Source organism: Micromonospora sp. NPDC005324 (genome assembly GCF_040607155.1).
Lineage (GTDB): Bacteria > Actinomycetota > Actinomycetes > Mycobacteriales > Micromonosporaceae > Micromonospora > Micromonospora trifolii.
The window spans coordinates 61,871-78,741 of the sequence record NZ_JBEXGE010000034.1; the positions used below are offsets into that span (position 1 = coordinate 61,871).

Annotated in this window: 15 protein-coding genes and 4 tRNA genes; 18 read left to right on the top strand and 1 reads right to left on the bottom strand. The window is 68.6% G+C overall.

All coding sequences use genetic code 11. The features are described 5' to 3' along the window. Nucleotides 1-69 precede the first annotated feature (69 nt). On the top strand, nucleotides 70-1,329 hold the full coding sequence (locus ABZS40_RS28245) for an MFS transporter (protein WP_354946516.1): 1,260 nt from the start codon (nucleotides 70-72) through the stop codon (nucleotides 1,327-1,329). Nucleotides 1,330-1,508: 179 nt separating this feature from the next. Here ABZS40_RS28245 and ABZS40_RS28250 read toward each other — a convergent pair whose 3' ends face one another. After that, nucleotides 1,509-2,003 carry a YajQ family cyclic di-GMP-binding protein gene (locus ABZS40_RS28250; protein ID WP_354946517.1) on the bottom strand — a complete coding sequence of 165 codons (495 nt, stop codon included), beginning with the start codon at nucleotides 2,001-2,003 and terminating at the stop codon, nucleotides 1,509-1,511. A gap of 147 nt (nucleotides 2,004-2,150) precedes the next feature. On the opposite strand from ABZS40_RS28250, the gene ABZS40_RS28255 reads away from it, so the two are divergent. The 17 genes from ABZS40_RS28255 (at nucleotide 2,151) to ABZS40_RS28335 (ending at nucleotide 16,781) form a co-directional block, all read left to right on the top strand. After that, nucleotides 2,151-2,234, top strand: a tRNA-Tyr gene (locus tag ABZS40_RS28255). A gap of 881 nt (nucleotides 2,235-3,115) precedes the next feature. Beyond that, on the top strand, nucleotides 3,116-5,644 hold the full coding sequence (locus ABZS40_RS28260) for a bifunctional diguanylate cyclase/phosphodiesterase (RefSeq protein WP_354946518.1): 2,529 nt from the start codon (nucleotides 3,116-3,118) through the stop codon (nucleotides 5,642-5,644). 93 nt (nucleotides 5,645-5,737) lie between these two features. Further along, nucleotides 5,738-5,810: transfer RNA gene (locus tag ABZS40_RS28265), tRNA-Thr, on the top strand. A 24-nt stretch (nucleotides 5,811-5,834) separates the two neighbouring features. Next, a tRNA-Met gene (locus ABZS40_RS28270) sits at nucleotides 5,835-5,907 on the top strand. A 134-nt stretch (nucleotides 5,908-6,041) separates the two neighbouring features. Further along, nucleotides 6,042-6,209 carry a 50S ribosomal protein L33 gene (gene rpmG / locus ABZS40_RS28275; RefSeq protein WP_007073056.1) on the top strand — a complete coding sequence of 56 codons (168 nt, stop codon included), beginning with the start codon at nucleotides 6,042-6,044 and terminating at the stop codon, nucleotides 6,207-6,209. A gap of 124 nt (nucleotides 6,210-6,333) precedes the next feature. Next, on the top strand, nucleotides 6,334-6,780 hold the full coding sequence (locus tag ABZS40_RS28280; RefSeq protein ID WP_354946519.1) for a MaoC family dehydratase N-terminal domain-containing protein: 447 nt from the start codon (nucleotides 6,334-6,336) through the stop codon (nucleotides 6,778-6,780). A 1-nt stretch (nucleotide 6,781) separates the two neighbouring features. Beyond that, nucleotides 6,782-7,174, top strand: coding sequence for a MaoC family dehydratase (locus ABZS40_RS28285; protein WP_354946520.1), 393 nt, complete (start codon nucleotides 6,782-6,784; stop codon nucleotides 7,172-7,174). A 129-nt stretch (nucleotides 7,175-7,303) separates the two neighbouring features. Then, nucleotides 7,304-7,376, top strand: a tRNA-Trp gene (locus ABZS40_RS28290). Nucleotides 7,377-7,588: 212 nt separating this feature from the next. Continuing rightward, complete coding sequence (secE, locus tag ABZS40_RS28295) at nucleotides 7,589-7,978, top strand: preprotein translocase subunit SecE (protein ID WP_030329860.1); 390 nt, start codon at nucleotides 7,589-7,591, stop codon at nucleotides 7,976-7,978. Nucleotides 7,979-8,016: 38 nt separating this feature from the next. After that, entirely contained in the window at nucleotides 8,017-8,739 is a 723-nt protein-coding gene (nusG, locus tag ABZS40_RS28300) for a transcription termination/antitermination protein NusG (RefSeq protein WP_354946521.1), read from the top strand. Nucleotides 8,740-8,925: 186 nt separating this feature from the next. Beyond that, entirely contained in the window at nucleotides 8,926-9,357 is a 432-nt protein-coding gene (rplK, locus tag ABZS40_RS28305) for a 50S ribosomal protein L11 (protein ID WP_354946522.1), read from the top strand. Nucleotides 9,358-9,436: 79 nt separating this feature from the next. Beyond that, the gene (gene rplA, locus ABZS40_RS28310; protein WP_238667528.1) at nucleotides 9,437-10,153 is read left to right on the top strand and encodes a 50S ribosomal protein L1; all 717 of its coding nucleotides are present in this window, start codon (nucleotides 9,437-9,439) and stop codon (nucleotides 10,151-10,153) included. 80 nt (nucleotides 10,154-10,233) lie between these two features. Continuing rightward, nucleotides 10,234-11,124 carry an ATP-binding cassette domain-containing protein gene (locus ABZS40_RS28315; RefSeq protein WP_354946523.1) on the top strand — a complete coding sequence of 297 codons (891 nt, stop codon included), beginning with the start codon at nucleotides 10,234-10,236 and terminating at the stop codon, nucleotides 11,122-11,124. Nucleotides 11,125-11,154: 30 nt separating this feature from the next. Further along, complete coding sequence (locus ABZS40_RS28320) at nucleotides 11,155-11,460, top strand: hypothetical protein (protein WP_354946524.1); 306 nt, start codon at nucleotides 11,155-11,157, stop codon at nucleotides 11,458-11,460. A 332-nt stretch (nucleotides 11,461-11,792) separates the two neighbouring features. Continuing rightward, on the top strand, nucleotides 11,793-12,338 hold the full coding sequence (gene rplJ, locus ABZS40_RS28325; RefSeq protein ID WP_112584808.1) for a 50S ribosomal protein L10: 546 nt from the start codon (nucleotides 11,793-11,795) through the stop codon (nucleotides 12,336-12,338). Between the two features lie 55 nt (nucleotides 12,339-12,393). After that, a complete protein-coding gene (rplL, locus tag ABZS40_RS28330; RefSeq protein WP_354946525.1) occupies nucleotides 12,394-12,780 on the top strand; it encodes a 50S ribosomal protein L7/L12 in 387 nt (128 codons plus the stop codon). 569 nt (nucleotides 12,781-13,349) lie between these two features. Then, nucleotides 13,350-16,781, top strand: coding sequence for a DNA-directed RNA polymerase subunit beta (locus ABZS40_RS28335; RefSeq protein ID WP_354946526.1), 3,432 nt, complete (start codon nucleotides 13,350-13,352; stop codon nucleotides 16,779-16,781). Nucleotides 16,782-16,871 lie beyond the last annotated feature (90 nt).

Consider the following 16,871-nt stretch of genomic DNA (forward strand, 5'->3'; position numbering starts at 1 on the left):
GTCTACCGGCCGGGCAGTGGCGTTAGGGTCATAACGGCTCACGCTCATTACACCCTCGGGAGGTTCACGGTGACCGCGCTGCGTCAGTACCTGGGTGTCTGGCGGATCCCCGGCGCGCCCATGCTGCTGATCACCGGCATCATCGGGCGGCTCGGAATCGGCATGACCCCGCTGGCGCTGCTCCTGGTGGTCGAGCAGGTGACCGGGCGCTACTCGCTGGCCGCCATCGCCGGCGGCATCTACGCCCTGGCCGGTGCAGCCCTCAGCCCGGTTGCCGGACGGATCGCCGACCGGGTCGGCCCCAGCCCCGTCCTGCTGCTCACCGCCGTGGCCCACCCGCTGGCGCTCATCGGGTTGCTGCTGGCCAGCCGCTCCGGCGACGACGCTCTCCCCGCCATCTACCTCGCCGCAGGCGTGGCCGGTGCCACCTACCCACCGCTCACCGCCGCCATCCGAGGCGCCTGGAACGACCTGACCGGCCCCAACTCCGGTCGGTACCACCTGCGCAACACCGCGCTGGCCGCCGAGACCACGCTGTTCGAAATCGTCTTCGTCCTCGGCCCGCTGCTCGTCGCCGGCTTCGTCCTCGTCGCCGACGCGGCGGCCGCGCTGATCGGTGCGGCAGTGGTCACCCTGGTCGGCACGACCGCCGTGGCCCTCGGTCGGGTCATGCGCGGCTGGCGTCCGCACCCGCAGGAACACCACGCCCGTGGGCTCGGCCCACTGCGGGTCCCCGGCTTCCCGGCCCTGCTGATCTGCGTGGCCGGCCTGGGCATCGCATTCGGAGCCGCCGGTGTGATCGTTCCGGCGTTCGCGAGCGACCACACCACCGACGACCCGGAGAGCCTCGCCGGTGTGCTGCTCGCGGTCTGGGGGATCGGCAGCGCCATCGGTGGGCTGTGGTTCGGCGTCCGCAAGCCGGCACCGAACATGACCCGGCAGTTCGCCCTGCTGCTCGGCGCGCTGGCCGCCACCTTCGCCGTGTTCGCGGTGATGCCCACCCCACTCGCGCTGGGTGTCGCGCTGGTCGCCGGTGGGGCCACCATCGCGCCCGCGCTGACCCTGGAGAACACACTGGTCGGCCGGATCGCCCCGACCGGCATGTTGAACGAGGCGTACACCTGGGTGGTCACCGTCGCGGTGGCGGCGAGCGCCGCCGGCGGCTCGGTGGCCGGCGTGATCGTGGATCACGCAGGCGGCGTCCGCTGGGCATTCTTGTTCGCCGGGGCGGCGGTCGCCGTCGGGGCCGCGGTCGCCGCACTGCCCGCCGGGCCCATCGCCCGAGCGGAAACCACTGCGGTACGCACCGAACACCCCGTCACCGTCTGACCAGCCCCTGCGTCTCAGCCTGTGCGCTGGCCGGCCCGCGCCGTGGGCGGCCTTGCGCCTTGATCGACTCGGGTTCCTGTAAGTCGCGGTGTCCCAGTCGCCTGGATGCCCCGACTTACAGGAACCTGAGTCGATCCAAGCCGGGACCGGACCGCTGGTGGGGCCGGGGTGGGCTGCCCTCAGCGGTAGTTGTCGAACTGAAGGGCGACGCCGAAGTCCTCACCCTTGAGCAGCGAGATGACGGCCTGAAGGTCGTCGCGCTTCTTGCCGGTGACGCGCAACTGGTCACCCTGGATCTGCGCCTGCACGCCCTTGGGACCCTCGTCGCGGATCTTCTTGCTGATGGCCTTGGCCTTGTCCGTCTCGATGCCCTGGATCACCTTGCAGTCGATCTTGAAGATCTTGCCCGACGGGCGCGGCTCCCCAGCATCCAGGGACTTCAGCGAGATGTTCCGCTTGACGAGCTTTTCCTTGAACACGTCCAGTGCGGCGCGGACGCGCTCCTCGGTCTCCGCCTGAAGACCGATCGCCTCCTCGCCGGACCAGGAGATCTCAGCGCCGGTGCCGCGGAAGTCGAACCGCGTCGCAAGCTCCTTCTCCGCCTGCCGAAGGGCGTTGTCGACCTCCTGACGGTCAACCTTGCTCACGATGTCGAACGACGGGTTCGCTGCCATGTTTCTGCTCCTGCTGTCCGGCGGTCTGGGCCTGCCGTCGGCCGCCGACCAGCGGCACGACCCCCTGACCGTACCCGGTTGCATCGGCACCGGGGGGAGCCGCTATTCTTGCTTCCGCCGCCGCGTTGCGACGCGGTGGGGTGCCCTGGCGGGTTGCCCGAGCGGCCAATGGGAGCGGACTGTAAATCCGTCGCGAAAGCTTCAGAGGTTCGAATCCTCTACCCGCCACCAGGTGCAAAAAGAGGCCCCTGACCAGCGTTCACGCCGGTCAGGGGCCCCTTTCGTTCAATGAGATCGACAGCGGCGGCCACTTCGTGGCCTGGGGGCCCCGGAGCTCCTCGCCGGCGAGGAGCGTCACGCGTTCCGTCCACTGCGGTGAGCCTGAGTCCGCGTCGCCGTCGTCGCTTCACGACGCTGGCGGGTTGGCTGGGTGATGCCCGGTGGCAGTGGACGTCGGATCGCAGACGCCGGAGCGGATGCGCGCGGGTTGGCGAGAGCCGCCAAACGCCAGAGTTTCTCGTCGTACGCCGGGCGCGACGACGGTCGGCACCAGGGTCGGGGCGAGCCGCGTTGCCTCGGAATGACCCCTTGTGCCCGAGAGGGAACCAGGTATGGTGGTCGATGGACTGGCCGCCGTCGGTGCGTTTCGGCCCGGCGGGTTCAGTCACAGGGAGTGATCGTCAGAGACGTGTCGGTGGGTGCATAGCAGCCTGGGTGAATTGTGCTGATGGTCGTATCAAGCGTCGGGCGAAACGCCTGATGGCATGGAACGGGCCCTGATCTGGCACGGCGGGCTGTCCGAAGGGCGCGACCTAGTCAACGCTCGGACCGGTCCCGCCACTGGCCGCTTTTCTGCATACGGGCCGTGTGGCACGATCGTGGAACCTCCACCATCCCTGCGACACTTCCCCGACAGGAGCAAAAATGTCTGGTCGAACGCTGGGCCGGCTGCTTGGCTCGTTCTTGGTGCTTACCGCCCTCGCGGTTGTCTTCGTGGGTGACCTGTGGGGCGACCAGATGCAGACTGCGGACGTCATCTGGAACATGCCAGCACCTCGATAACAAGCACGATCTCGATGATGTGACCGGCGGGGGCGGTGAGGGGGCGTCGCATGGCGGGTAACGGCCGCGCGGGCCCCCGCTCGACCGAGCGCGCCTGGTTCATCACCGGGCCAATGGCGTTGCTGGCCGTCGTCTGTTCCACAGTCGTCGGCCTGGTCGCTGATGAGTCCGTCGGGGAGTGGCCGCTCGCCGCGGCCCTGCTGGTCGCCATGGTTGCCGCAGGGCTCCCGGTGCTCAACTTCTCGGTGCGGCGTCAGTCGATCGGGGTGACGCTCACCGAGATTCCGCTGGTCCTGGCGTTCTATCTGGTCCGGCCACTCACCGTGGTGACGATCTACACCCTCGCGGCCGTCATCACACACCTCCGGCACCGCTTTGCCGCGACGAAGTTCTGGTTCAACGTCGCTCGCGCCGCTGCGGGCTCGTCCCTGGCGATCCTGGTCCTGCAGGCGCTGCCGCCCGTGCGGGGGGTCGGCCCGGGAACGTGGCTGACCCTGTTCGTGGCGGCCAGCATGGTCAACCTGGTGAGCATCCTCTCCGTGGCGGGCGTGCACACCCTGCTACAGGGCTGGCAGGTGGGCTGGGAGACCATCCGGAAGTGCCCCCCGGCGCTGCTCACCGCGGCCATCAACATAGCCAGTGGGTTGGTCGTCCTCATTCTCATCGCGGTGACCTGGTGGTCGTTGCTGCTGTTGGCGGCGCTCGTCGGCGCGTTGGCCATCGTCTACCGCGCGTACGCGCAGTTCTTCCGACAGCATCGCACCCTCGCCGACATGTACGAGCTGAGTCGCGCGGTGGCCGAGAGCGGTCAGGACGGGACCTTGGCGGACGCGCTGCTGGGCCGGGTGCGGGCCCTCATGCAGGCGGAGTACGCCACGCTGTGGCTGCCGGCTCAGGGTCGGCATCCGGAGGTGCTGCTGACGGCACGAAACGACGATCCGGGTCTGCTCGACCTCGCCAAGACCCCAGCCGTCCTGCGGAGACGGGCCCGTGACGAGGGGCGCGTCGTCGCGGTCGGACGTGGCATGACCACCGACGCCGACCTGCGCGGCGAGTTGTCCGCGCAGCGGGTCAAGGACGTGATCGTGCTTCCGCTCCGGTCGGGCCAGGTGATCATCGGCACGCTCGAGGTCGCCAACCGGCTCGGTGACAGCAACTACTTTGTCCGCAACGACGTGCCGCTGTTCGAGACAGTGGCGGCGCACGCGGCGGTGGCGCTGGAGAACTCCCGGCTGGTGGACCGGCTGCGGCACGACGCGTACCACGACGCGCTGACCAAGCTGCCCAATCGTCGGCGCATCACCGGCGCGCTGGACGAGTCGGTCAAGATCCGGGCGCCCGGCGAGGTGGTGGCGCTGCTGCTCTTCGATGTGGACGGGTTGCGGCAGGTCAACGAGTCGCTCGGTCACGCGGCGGGGGACAAGGTCCTGGCCGAGGTCGCCAACCGGTTGCGGGCCAGCGCGCCGTCGTCGGCTCTGGTAGGCCGGGCGAGTGGCGACGAGTTCCTGGTGACGCTGCGGCTGGAGAGCGCGGACGCGGCGTTGGAGCTCGCCAGTCAGCTACGTGACCAGATCCGCGACGAGATGGTCTTCGACGCGCTCACGCTGGTGGTGGACACCGCCGTCGGGGTGGCCGTACACCCGGATCACGGCAGCGATGCGGCGACCTTGCTGCTGCGGGTCGACCTGGCCACCACGGCGGCCAAGTCGGTGCCGGGCAGCGTGCAGTTGTTCAACCCGGGCCTGGAGTCCCGGTCGCTGCGCCGGCTGGGTCTCGCCGGCGACCTGCACCAGGCACTGGATCAGGGAGAGCTGGAGGTCTACTTCCAGCCCAAGGTGACATTGCGGGACCGCCGCCTGGTCGGCGTCGAGTGCCTGGCCCGTTGGGAGCATCCGACGCACGGCACGGTCGCACCCGAGGACTTCGTGGCGGTGGCCGAGCACACCGGCCAGTTGAGTCGGCTCACCGAGGTGGTGCTCCGGGAGGGGCTGCGCCGCAGCCGGGACTGGGCCGAGGCCAACCAGCCGTTGCCCATCGCGGTGAACCTGGCCGCCCGGACGCTCACCGACCAACACTTCCCGGATCGGGTGCAGGAGCTGCTGACCGAGTACAAGGTGCCGGCGCAGCGCCTCACCCTGGAGATCACCGAGTCGGGTGTGCTGGACGGCACGGACCGGCCCATCCCCACCCTGCAACGGCTGCGGGATCTCGGTGTACGGCTGTCGGTGGACGACTTCGGCACTGGCGACTCTTCCCTGGCGCACCTGCGCCGGCTGCCGGTGCACGAGGTGAAGGTGGACCGTTCCTTCGTGCAGGGCATGGCGACCGACCCGGGGGACCTGGCGATCGTCAACGCGGTGGTGACCCTCTCCCAGCAGTTCGGGTTGGCAGTGGTGGCCGAGGGTGTGGAGAGCGAGTTGACCCTGGAGCTTCTCCAGGACATCGGCTGCGAGATCGGGCAGGGCTTCCTGTTCAGCCGGCCGCTGCCGTACGAGCGGTTGGCCGCCTGGTTCGGTGCCCAGGTGGACCCGGAGACGATCTCCAGCGGGGAGCTGCCGCGCCTTCGTGTCGTGCCCTGAGCAGGGCGCGGACGATCACCAGGGATCCGATTTCACCTGTCGAGCCGGGCCGTGTATTCTTACTCCTGCGCGCCCTACGGGGAGATCGCGCAGGCCCCCTTAGCTCAGTCGGCAGAGCGTCTCCATGGTAAGGAGAAGGTCTACGGTTCGATTCCGTAAGGGGGCTCGAGGGTTCAGCTGGACCCATCGCAGCGGTGTAGCTCAGATGGTAGAGCAAGCGGCTCATAATCGCTGTGTCGCCGGTTCAAGTCCGGCCACCGCTACTCTCGTCTTCCGGGCTCGTTGCCGGTGGTCGTAAGAAAATGGGCGCTTCTGGCGCCCACTTTGCATGTCCGCGCTGTCAGCGTCTAGGCTGGCGCGTCGTAGTTGTTTCCGATAGCGAGGAAGGCACTCCGCCGTGGCGAAGGCTACCGATGTCCGGCCGAAGATCACTTTGGCGTGTGTGGAGTGCAAGGAGCGCAACTACATCACGCGCAAGAACCGGCGCAACGACCCCGACCGCATCGAGCTGAAGAAGTTCTGCCCGCGCGACGGTCGGCACACGGTCCACCGCGAGACCCGCTGACCGCTGGCCGGCCTCAGCCGGCCGCTGTCGAAGCTTCTCAATCGCCGATCTGACCGGTTTGGCGCGGCTCCGCCGCCGCCTGCCGATCAGGTCGGCGTTTGGGCTTTCCGTGTAGGTTCGCGGCATGCCTCTGGACCCTTCCTTTGTCGGCCGGACGTATCCGCCGACCGCCCCCTATCAGGTGGGCCGAGAAAAGATCCGCGAGTTCGCCAGCGCCATCGGCTCCACCGACCCGGCCCACCACGACCCGGAGGCCGCGCGGGCGCTGGGCCACCCCGACGTGGTGGCCCCGCCGACCTTTCCGGTGATCGTGACGATGGCCGCGAGCAGCCAGATCATCGAGGACCCGGCCCTGGGTGTCGACTACAGCCGCCTGGTGCACGGCGACCAGCGGTTCGCGTACACCCGGCCGGTGGTCGCCGGCGACGAGCTGGTCTGCACCAACACCATCGAGGACGTCAGCACCAGGGGTGGGCACGGCTTCCTGACCACGCGCACCGACGTGAGCACCGTCGGCGGGGAACCCGTGGTCGCGGTCTGGGCCAGGTATGTCATTCGCGGGGAGGCGTGAGATGGAGTTGCCAGCACAGGTGTTTCAGGTGACCCGTGCGAACCTGGTCCGCTACGCCGGCGCCTCGGGCGACTTCAACCCGATCCACTGGAGCGACCGGGTGGCCACCACTGTGGGCCTGCCCGGGGTGATCGCCCACGGCATGTTCACCATGGCGTTGGTCGGCCGGGCGGTCACCGAGTGGGCCGGCTCGCCGGACGCGGTGGTCGAGTACGGCGTGCGTTTCACCCGGCCGGTGGTGGTCCCCGACGACGACCAGGGGACCGAGATCGAGGTCACCGCGCGGGTCCGTGAGGTGACCGAGGACGGTCTCACCCGACTCGAGGTGACCGCCACCTGCCTGGGGGAGAAGGTGCTGTCCCAGGCGCGGGCAACCATCCGGACGGCGCGCTGAACCGAGCCCGCCACGCGTGGCGGAGAGACCGGTTGGGAAAGTCGGGCGGCTACCCGTACACTGGTCCGCCGTGGGGCAAGTGACCCCTGCTCGGTCGTCTGTGGCCGCGTGGGGCGAGTGTTGCCACATAGGGGTGTAGCTCAATTGGCAGAGCAGCGGTCTCCAAAACCGCAGGCTGCAGGTTCAAGTCCTGTCACCCCTGCGCCTCAGGCCTGACCGTTCCCGTGGGTCGCGCCGCCAGCTTGGCGGCGTCCGGCCCGTGGTGGTGGAATCGGCGGGGTGGTCCGAGGCAGTCGGGCCCTCCGGGTGATCCACCGGCCGCGGCCCGTCGCGGGACGGTTGGGTCCGGCCGGCGTGACCAGCGCCGCGTACGCCGCTCGGCGTGCGACCCCAGATTCCGCGACGGAGGGCGAAGTGGCCGACAACAAGCGGCGCGACGACGACGGCGACGATCGTCTGGACGACGAGATCGTCGACGACGTGGCCGACGACGACGCCTCCGGCGCGGACGAGCCGGTTTCCCGGGGAGGCACCGCCACGCGGTCCCGTGCCCGGGCGGAGTCGGCGGACAGCCGACCGACCACGCGGTCGGAAACGGGTCGGGTGGGCGTCTTCGGCCGCATCGCCCGGTTCTTCCGCGAGGTCGTAGCCGAACTGCGTAAGGTCATCTGGCCGACCCGCAAGGAGTTGCTGACCTACACCGCCGTGGTGGTGGCGTTCGTCGCGGTGATGCTGACGATCGTGGGTGTGCTGGACTTCGGCTTCGCCAAGGTCGTGTTGTTTGTCTTTGGCAACTCGGACTGACCGGCTGCCTCCAGCCATAGTGACGGAAGTGAGCGAGCGTGCCTGAGTACGACGAGACCGCCGGACCGGTGGACGAGCAGTCCACGGTCGCGACGGCGGCTGATGACGAGTCGGTCGAGGCCGCCAGCGAGCCGGAGTTCCCAACGACCGAGCCCGCACCGGACGAGGACTACGACCCTGTCGCGGAGCTGAGGCAGAAGCTGCGCTACGCGCCGGGCGACTGGTACGTGGTGCACTCGTACGCCGGCTACGAGAACAAGGTCAAGACGAACCTCGAGACCCGGATCGTTAGCCTCGACATGGAGGACTTCATCTACCAGGTCGAGGTGCCGACCCGGGAAGAGATCGAGGTCAAGAACGGTAAGCGTTCGCAGATCCAGGCCAAGGTCTTCCCGGGCTACATCCTGGTCCGGATGGAGCTGACCGCCGAGTCCTACTCCTGTGTCCGGAACACCCCGGGCGTGACCGGCTTCGTCGGCGCGACCGACCGGGCCGACCGGCCCGCTCCGCTCTCGCTCGACGAGGTGCTGAAGTGGCTGGCGCCGGCGGTCGAGACGGAGCAGAAGAAGGCGAAGCCGGAGATCAAGGTCCTCGACTTCGAGGTGGGCGACTCCGTCACCGTCACCGACGGCGCGTTCGCGTCGCTGCCGGCCACGATCAGCGAGATCAACGCCGACCAGCAGAAGCTCAAGGTGCTGGTGTCGATCTTCGGTCGCGAGACTCCGGTAGAGCTCAACTTCAACCAGGTCGCCAAGATCTGATTGGTCGTCGGCGGCGGGCCCGGCCCGCCGCCGACGTCGGCGTACGCGCTCTCGCTCGACCTCGGCGGACGAGTGGGCTGCGGCCTGCGCTACTCTTGAATGTCGCCGCTGTCGCACCGCGCTGACCGTGCGCGCCCGAGGGCGGCGACAGCCGCATTTTCCCAGCTCCAAGCCCCAGGAAGTGACATGCCTCCGAAGAAGAAGCTCGTCAAGACGTTCACGCTTCAGTTGCCGGCGGGCCAGGCCACGCCGGCGCCGCCGGTCGGCCCCGCGCTCGGCCAGCACGGCGTGAACATCATGGAGTTCTGCAAGTCCTACAACGCGCAGACCGAATCTCAGCGGGGCGACATCGTCCCCGCCGAGATCAGCGTGTTCGAGGACCGGTCCTTCTCGTTCGTGCTGAAGACCCCGCCCGCTGCCCGGCTGCTGATCAAGGCCGCCGGTGTGCAGAAGGGTTCGGGTGTTCCGCAGTCCGAGAAGGTCGGCTCGGTCAGCCGCGCCCAGCTGCGTGAGATCGCCGAGAAGAAGATGGCAGACCTCAACGCCAACGACATCGCCCAGGCCGAGAAGATCATCGCCGGCACCGCCCGGTCGATGGGCATCACCGTCAACGACTGACGTCGGCCCCGGCCTTCGACCCGACCGTGGGAGGGTTCGCGCCGAGCGAGCCCGCCAGAGACCACAGGAGTAATCAGCAATGCAGCGCAGCAAGAGCTACCGCAAGGCCGCCGATGTCATCGACCGGTCGAAGCTCTACACCCCCACCGAGGCCGTGAAGCTGGCCAAGGAGACCACCAACGTCAAGTTCGACGCCACGGTCGAGGTCGCCATGCGCCTCGGCGTCGACCCCCGCAAGGCGGACCAGATGGTCCGCGGTGTGGTCAACCTGCCGCACGGCACCGGTAAGACCGCCCGCGTGATCGTGTTCGCCAGCGGCGCGAAGGCCGAAGAGGCCGCCGCCGCGGGTGCGGACGAGGTGGGCACCGATGAGCTGGTCGCCCGCATCCAGGGTGGTTGGCTGGACTTCGACGCGGCGATCGCCACGCCGGACCAGATGGCCAAGATCGGCCGGATCGCGCGGATCCTGGGCCCGCGCGGTCTCATGCCGAACCCGAAGACCGGCACGGTGACCATGGACGTCACCAAGGCGGTGTCGGACATCAAGGGCGGCAAGATCACCTTCCGGGTGGACAAGCACTCCAACCTGCACCTGATCATCGGCAAGGCCTCCTTCACGGAGACCCAGCTGGTGGACAACTACGCCGCGGTGCTCGACGAGGTGTTGCGCGCCAAGCCGTCCGCGGCGAAGGGCAAGTACCTCCGCAAGGTCATCCTGACCACCACGATGGGCCCGGGCGTTCCGGTCGACCCGAACCTGGTGAAGAACCTTCGGGAGGACCAGGCCGACGCCTGAGTCGACAGTTCGCTCCGCCGGAGCGCCGCCACGACCGTGGCGGCGCCCCGGCGCGTTCAAGGTGTGGCAGGCTCGACGCCATGCGGCTGGAGAACGTCTGGTTGCGGTACCACCGGCGGGGGCCGTGGGTGCTGCAGGGCATCGACGTACGGATCGGTCCCGGCGAGGCCGCGATCCTGCTGGGTCGCAACGGGGTGGGCAAGTCGACACTGCTCCAGGTGGCCGCGGGGGTCCTCCGGCCGGGCCGGGGCCGGGTCGCCGACCGGCCGGCGCGGGTGGGCTGGGTGCCGGAGCGTTTCCCCGCCGACCAACCGTTCACTGTGACCCGCTATCTGACCGGGATGGCCCGGGTGGCGGGGCTGGGCGGGGCTGCGGCCGACGAGGCGGTGACCTTCTGGACGGACCGGCTCGGGCTGTCCGGCTTCCGTTCAGTCCGGTTGCCGGAGCTGTCCAAGGGCACCGCGCAGAAGGTCGGTCTCGCCCAGGCGATGCTGCGCCCGCCTGGCCTGCTGGTGCTCGACGAGCCGTGGGAGGGGCTGGACGCCGCCACCCGGGAGTTGGTGCCCGAGCTGATCGCCGAGGTGCTAGCCGCCGACGGGTCCGTCCTGGTCAGTGACCATCGCGGCGAGACGGTCCGGCTGCCGGCAGCGCGCCGCTGGTTGGTGGCCGACGGTTCGCTCTCCGAGGAGACGTCGTCGACGGACGAGACGATCGCGGTGGTCGAGGTCGCGGTGCCGGCCGCGCGGGTCGCCGGCACCGTCGCCCGGTTGCGCGCCGAGGGCCACCAGGTGCTTCGGGTACGCTCCGACGCCTCCACCGCCGCACCCCAGGGCCGACCTGCCGAGTCGCTCCGGTCGGCCGGTGCCGCCCGACCCGCCGAGCCGTCGCTCGGGGTCGCCGGGGCGCTGGCAGCGGAGCAGCCGGAGGCCGCCGACCCGGTGGTCGAGCCGGCAGCGGGGGAGACCCGGTGAGCGCCCTGGTCGATTCCGGTCGGGCTCGCGTTGGGATTGTGGGCGCACCTGCTTGTCGTACCCGCTGCGGTTGCTCTTGGGGCGCTGGCCAGCCGGGCGTCGGTGGGCGGTGCCGCGTACGGCGTCGCGGTGTTGGCCCTCGGCGGGGTCGGCGCTGTGGTGTTCGGCCTGACCGGCTCGGTGGCCCCCTGGCTGGCACCGCCGATCATGGCGGCCGCTCGCACCACCGCCGGCGACGCCGCCACGCTGACAGTGCTGGGGCTGAGCGGGTGGGCGCTGGCCTGGAGCGCCGCGGTCGTCGGCGCCTACCTGTGGCGGCGGCGGGCCGAAGGCTGACCGGTCGGTGACCCAGCTCACCAGGGGCGATTTGGCGCAGGTGGCGGGGGCGCGTAGTCTTCAAACGTCATCTGCATTATTGCGGATGAGGATCCACCCAGAGACCGCTGGTCACCGTGCTTCGGCACGGTCGAAGGTCCCGCGACAACGGGCGACCCGCGTAGGGCGGCAAGCGTAACTCGGCAGTGAGTATGGTCCGCCGACCATGACGATCCGCCGGCCCTCGCCCCGTGCGCCCTGCGCCGGGGCTTTTTCGTTGTCGCGCTGCCTCCGCCCCCGTTCCGGCTTCGGCCGAGACGGGGACCAGCCTCGAGTAACGAGAGAGGAGGGACATGGCGGACAAGCCGATTCGGGCCGACAAGGCCACGGCCGTCGCTGAGCTGACCGAGAGCTTCCGCAGCTCGGGCGCCACCGTGCTGACCGAGTACCGCGGTCTGACGGTTTCCCAGCTCACCCAGCTTCGGCGCTCGCTCGGCGCCGATACCAGCTACACGGTCGCGAAGAACACGCTGGCCAAGCGTGCTGCGACGGACGCGGGCATCACCGGCCTCGACGAGCTGTTCACCGGTCCTACCGCGCTGACTTTCGTTTCGGGCGACGTCGTCGAGGCGGCGAAGGGGCTTCGCGACTTCGCGAAGGCCAACCCGAAGCTCGTCATCAAGGGCGGTGTCTTCGAGGGCAAGGCCATCACCGCGGCCGAGGTCACGAAGCTCGCCGACCTGGAGTCCCGCGAGGTGCTGCTGGCCAAGCTGGCCGGCGCGATGAAGGGCAACCTGAGCAAGGCCGCGGCCCTGTTCCAGGCCCCGCTGTCGAAGACCGCCCGTCTGGCGGCTGCACTGCAGGACAAGCGCGAGAAGGAGGGCGCCGAGGCGGCCTGAAGGCCCCCACGGCGCACCAGTTCTTACTTATCAGAATCAGGAAAGGACGCCAGATATGGCGAAGCTCAGCACCGACGAGCTGCTCGACGCGTTCAAGGAGATGACGCTGATCGAGCTCTCTGAGTTCGTGAAGCAGTTCGAGACGACCTTCGAGGTCACCGCCGCTGCTCCGGTCGCGATTGCCGCTGCCGGCGGTGCCGGTGGCGCTGCGGCCGAGGCCGAGCCGGAGCAGGACGAGTTCGACGTCATCCTCGAGGCTGACGGTGGCAAGAAGATCCAGGTCATCAAGGTCGTGCGTGAGCTGACCGGCCTGGGCCTCAAGGAGGCCAAGGACGCGGTCGAGGCCGCGCCGAAGGCCATCCTGGAGAAGGTCAACAAGGAGACCGCCGAGAAGGCGAAGGCCAAGCTCGAGGGTGAAGGCGCCAAGGTCACCCTCAAGTGACCTGACGTTCCACCAACGCGTACCCGGCTCATGAGCTGGGACACCATCGCGTCGCGGCGGGCGGTGATCCGACACGGATCACCGCCCGCCGTATTGGTGGACCTGGCTGCGACCGGTTCTGAGCTGGGCTCCGACCACCGGTACCCTTGACCCGAACGAGCGTGGCGGGTAGCCCTCCAGTGGGAAACAACGGACAACCCGGATACCGGCCCTTGACGCGGCCCGGGGCTGCCAGGCACGCTGACACCAGCAAGACACCGCGCTTGCGACGGCCACGACGTGGGTATGACAGCGGCGGCACCATCGGCCGCAGTCACCCGAGCGGCCCAGTGGGGAGTTGCGTTCTGAGCGGCCCGGCAGACCCCGGTTGACGGGGGCCGAGGCGTGCTCCGCAAACAACCTGCGGGGTGGGCTGGACAGCGGTTAGCCTCTCGGCTACACTGCTAGTTTGCGCTGCCTTCCGACTTGACCCCTGCTCGGAAATGTCCGTTTACGGATATTTCTGGTGGGGTCATTGGAGTGCACGCGTACCAGCCGTTCTGCAGCACCGGTCCTCGGAAGGACGCATCTTGGCAGCTTCCCGCCCTGCGAAGACCAGTCGTACGTCGAGCGCATTCGCTCCCCGCCGAGTTTCATTCGGCAGGATCACCGAACACCTCGAGGTCCCCAACCTCCTTGCCATCCAGAACGAGTCCTTCGACTGGCTAGTCGGCAACGAGGCTTGGCAGGGCCGGTCGGCGGACGACCCGCACGCACGCTCGGGTCTCGCGGAGATCCTTGAAGAAATCAGTCCCATTGAGGACTTCTCCGGCACCATGTCACTCTCCTTCTCGGCGCCGCGCTTCGACGAGGTCAAGGCCTCGATCGAGGAGTGCAAGGAGAAGGACCTGACCTACTGCGCTCCGCTCTTCGTGACCGCGGAGTTCACCAACAACACCACTGGCGAGATCAAGAGCCAGACGGTGTTCATGGGTGACTTCCCGATGATGACGCCCAAGGGCACCTTCGTCATCAACGGCACCGAGCGCGTCGTGGTCAGCCAGCTCGTCCGGTCTCCGGGCGTGTACTTCTCCAAGGAGCCGGACAAGACGTCCGACCGCGACCTCTCCAGCGTCAAGGTCATCCCGAGTCGGGGTGCCTGGCTGGAGTTCGACATCGATAAGCGCGACACGGTCGGTGTGCGCATCGACCGCAAGCGTCGGCAGGCCGTCACCGTCCTGCTCAAGGCCATCGGATGGTCGGCCGAGCGGATCCGTGAGAAGTTCGGCTGGTCCGAGCTGATGATGACCACGCTCGAAAAGGACCACATCGCCGGCGCCGACGAGGCTCTGCTCGACATCTACCGCAAGCTGCGCCCTGGCGAGCCGCCGACGCGCGAGAACGCCCAGACCCTGCTCGACAACCTCTTCTTCAACCCGAAGAGGTACGACGTCGCCAAGGTCGGGCGCTACAAGTTCAACAAGAAGCTCGAAGTCGGCGTACCGATCACCACCGGCACGCTGACCGAGGACGACATCGTCGCCACCGTGGAGTACCTGTGCCGGCTGCACGCCGGTGAGGACGGCTACGAGGCCGACGACATCGACCACTTCGGCAACCGGCGCCTCCGTACCGTGGGCGAGCTGATCCAGAACCAGGTTCGGGTCGGCCTGTCCCGGATGGAGCGTGTCGTCCGCGAGCGGATGACCACGCAGGACGTCGAGGCGATCACCCCGCAGACCCTGATCAACATCCGCCCGGTGGTGGCGGCGATCAAGGAGTTCTTCGGGACGTCCCAGCTGTCCCAGTTCATGGACCAGACCAACCCGCTGGCGGGCCTGACCCACCGGCGTCGGCTGAGCGCGCTCGGCCCGGGTGGTCTGTCCCGGGAGCGGGCCGGCTTCGAGGTCCGCGACGTGCACCCGTCCCACTACGGCCGGATGTGCCCGATCGAGACGCCGGAAGGCCCGAACATCGGCCTGATCGGCGCGCTGTCCACCTTCGCCCGGGTCAACCCGTTCGGCTTCATCGAGACGCCGTACCGGAAGGTCGTCGAGGGTCGGGTCACCGACCAGATCGACTACCTGACCGCGGACGAGGAGGACCGGTTCGTCAAGGCCCAGGCCAACGCGCGCCTGAAGGCTGACGGCACGTTCGCCGAGGACCGGGTGCTCTGCCGTCGTAAGGGTGGCGAGACCGAGGACGTCGTCCCCGGTGCCGTCGACTACATGGACGTCTCGCCCCGGCAGATGACCTCGGTCGCGACCGCCATGATCCCGTTCCTCGAGCACGACGACGCCAACCGGGCACTGATGGGCGCGAACATGCAGCGCCAGGCGGTGCCGCTGGTCAAGGCCGAGGCGCCGCTCGTGGGTACGGGCATGGAGTACCGGGCCGCTGTCGACGCTGGCGACGTGGTGGTCGCCGAGGTCGGTGGTGTGATCGAGGATCTCTGCGCCGACTACGTCACCATCCACCAGGATGACGGCCACCGCCGGACGTACCTGCTGCACAAGTTCCGCCGCTCCAACGCCGGCTCCTGCGTCAACCAGAAGCCGGTCGTCTTCGAGGGCGACCGCGTCGAGGCCGGTCAGGTCATCGCCGACGGTCCGTGCACCGAAGAGGGCGAGATGGCACTCGGACGCAACCTGCTGGTGGCGTTCATGTGCTGGGAGGGCCACAACTACGAGGACGCGATCATCCTGTCGCAGCGCCTCGTGCAGCAGGACGTGCTCACCTCGATCCACATCGAGGAGCACGAGGTCGACGCCCGGGACACCAAGCTCGGCCCGGAGGAGATCACCCGCGACATCCCGAACGTCAGCGAGGAAATGCTCGCTGACCTCGACGAGCGCGGCATCATCCGGATCGGCGCCGAGGTCGTCCCCGGTGACATCCTGGTCGGCAAGGTCACGCCCAAGGGCGAGACCGAGCTGACCCCGGAGGAGCGCCTGCTCCGCGCGATCTTCGGTGAGAAGGCGCGTGAGGTTCGGGACACCTCGCTGAAGGTGCCGCACGGCGAGACCGGCACGGTCATCGGTGTGCGCACGTTCTCCCGCGAGGACGGCGACGAGTTGCCGCCGGGTGTCAACGAGCTGGTCCGGGTCTACGTCGCCCAGAAGCGCAAGATCCAGGACGGCGACAAGCTCGCCGGCCGGCACGGTAACAAGGGTGTCATCTCGAAGATCCTGCCGATCGAGGACATGCCGTTCCTCGAGGACGGCACCCCGGTCGACATCGTGCTCAACCCGCTCGGTGTGCCGAGCCGGATGAACATCGGCCAGGTGCTGGAGACCCACCTCGGTTGGGTCGCCAAGACCGGTTGGAAGGTCGAGGGTGACGACACCGACTGGAAGCGCCAGCTGCGCTCGATCGACGCGCACGAGTCCGAGGGCGACACCAACGTGGCCACCCCGGTCTTCGATGGTGCTCGCGAGGAGGAGATCTCCGGTCTGCTCGAGTCGACCCTGCCCAACCGGGACGGCAAGCAGCTGATCGGGCGTACCGGCAAGGCGCAGTTGTTCGATGGTCGTTCCGGCGAGCCGCTGCCGGACCCGATCGCGGTCGGCTACGTCTACATCCTGAAGCTCAACCACCTGGTCGACGACAAGATCCACGCTCGCTCGACCGGCCCGTACTCGATGATCACGCAGCAGCCGCTGGGTGGTAAGGCGCAGTTCGGTGGTCAGCGTTTCGGTGAGATGGAGTGCTGGGCGATGCAGGCGTACGGCGCTGCCTACGCCCTGCAGGAGCTGCTCACGATCAAGTCCGACGACGTGCTCGGCCGCGTGAAGGTCTACGAGGCCATCGTCAAGGGCGAGAACATCCCGGAGCCGGGCATCCCGGAGTCGTTCAAGGTGCTGCTCAAGGAGCTGCAGTCGCTGTGCCTCAACGTTGAGGTGCTCTCCAGCGACGGTGTGGCCCTGGAAATGCGCGAGACCGACGACGAGGTGTTCCGGGCCGCTGAGGAGCTGGGCATCGACCTGTCCCGGCGCGAGCCGAGCTCGGTCGAAGAGGTCTGAGGTGAGCGGTCGGCCAGGCCAACTGGCGCCCACCCTGCCCGGCGAAGACGGCCAGGCTCTCCCGCTCGGCAACCGGGGCGTCGCCCAGGT

Coding starts and splice junctions, on each gene's coding strand:
- ABZS40_RS28280 (WP_354946519.1), top strand. CDS start 6,334: ATGCCTCTGGACCCTTCCTTTGTCGGCCGGACGTATCCGCCGACCGCC.
- ABZS40_RS28315 (WP_354946523.1), top strand. CDS start 10,234: ATGCGGCTGGAGAACGTCTGGTTGCGGTACCACCGGCGGGGGCCGTGG.
- rplA (WP_238667528.1), top strand. CDS start 9,437: ATGCAGCGCAGCAAGAGCTACCGCAAGGCCGCCGATGTCATCGACCGG.
- ABZS40_RS28250 (WP_354946517.1), bottom strand. CDS start 2,003: ATGGCAGCGAACCCGTCGTTCGACATCGTGAGCAAGGTTGACCGTCAG.
- ABZS40_RS28260 (WP_354946518.1), top strand. CDS start 3,116: ATGGCGGGTAACGGCCGCGCGGGCCCCCGCTCGACCGAGCGCGCCTGG.
- rplK (WP_354946522.1), top strand. CDS start 8,926: ATGCCTCCGAAGAAGAAGCTCGTCAAGACGTTCACGCTTCAGTTGCCG.
- rplL (WP_354946525.1), top strand. CDS start 12,394: ATGGCGAAGCTCAGCACCGACGAGCTGCTCGACGCGTTCAAGGAGATG.
- ABZS40_RS28285 (WP_354946520.1), top strand. CDS start 6,782: ATGGAGTTGCCAGCACAGGTGTTTCAGGTGACCCGTGCGAACCTGGTC.
- rplJ (WP_112584808.1), top strand. CDS start 11,793: ATGGCGGACAAGCCGATTCGGGCCGACAAGGCCACGGCCGTCGCTGAG.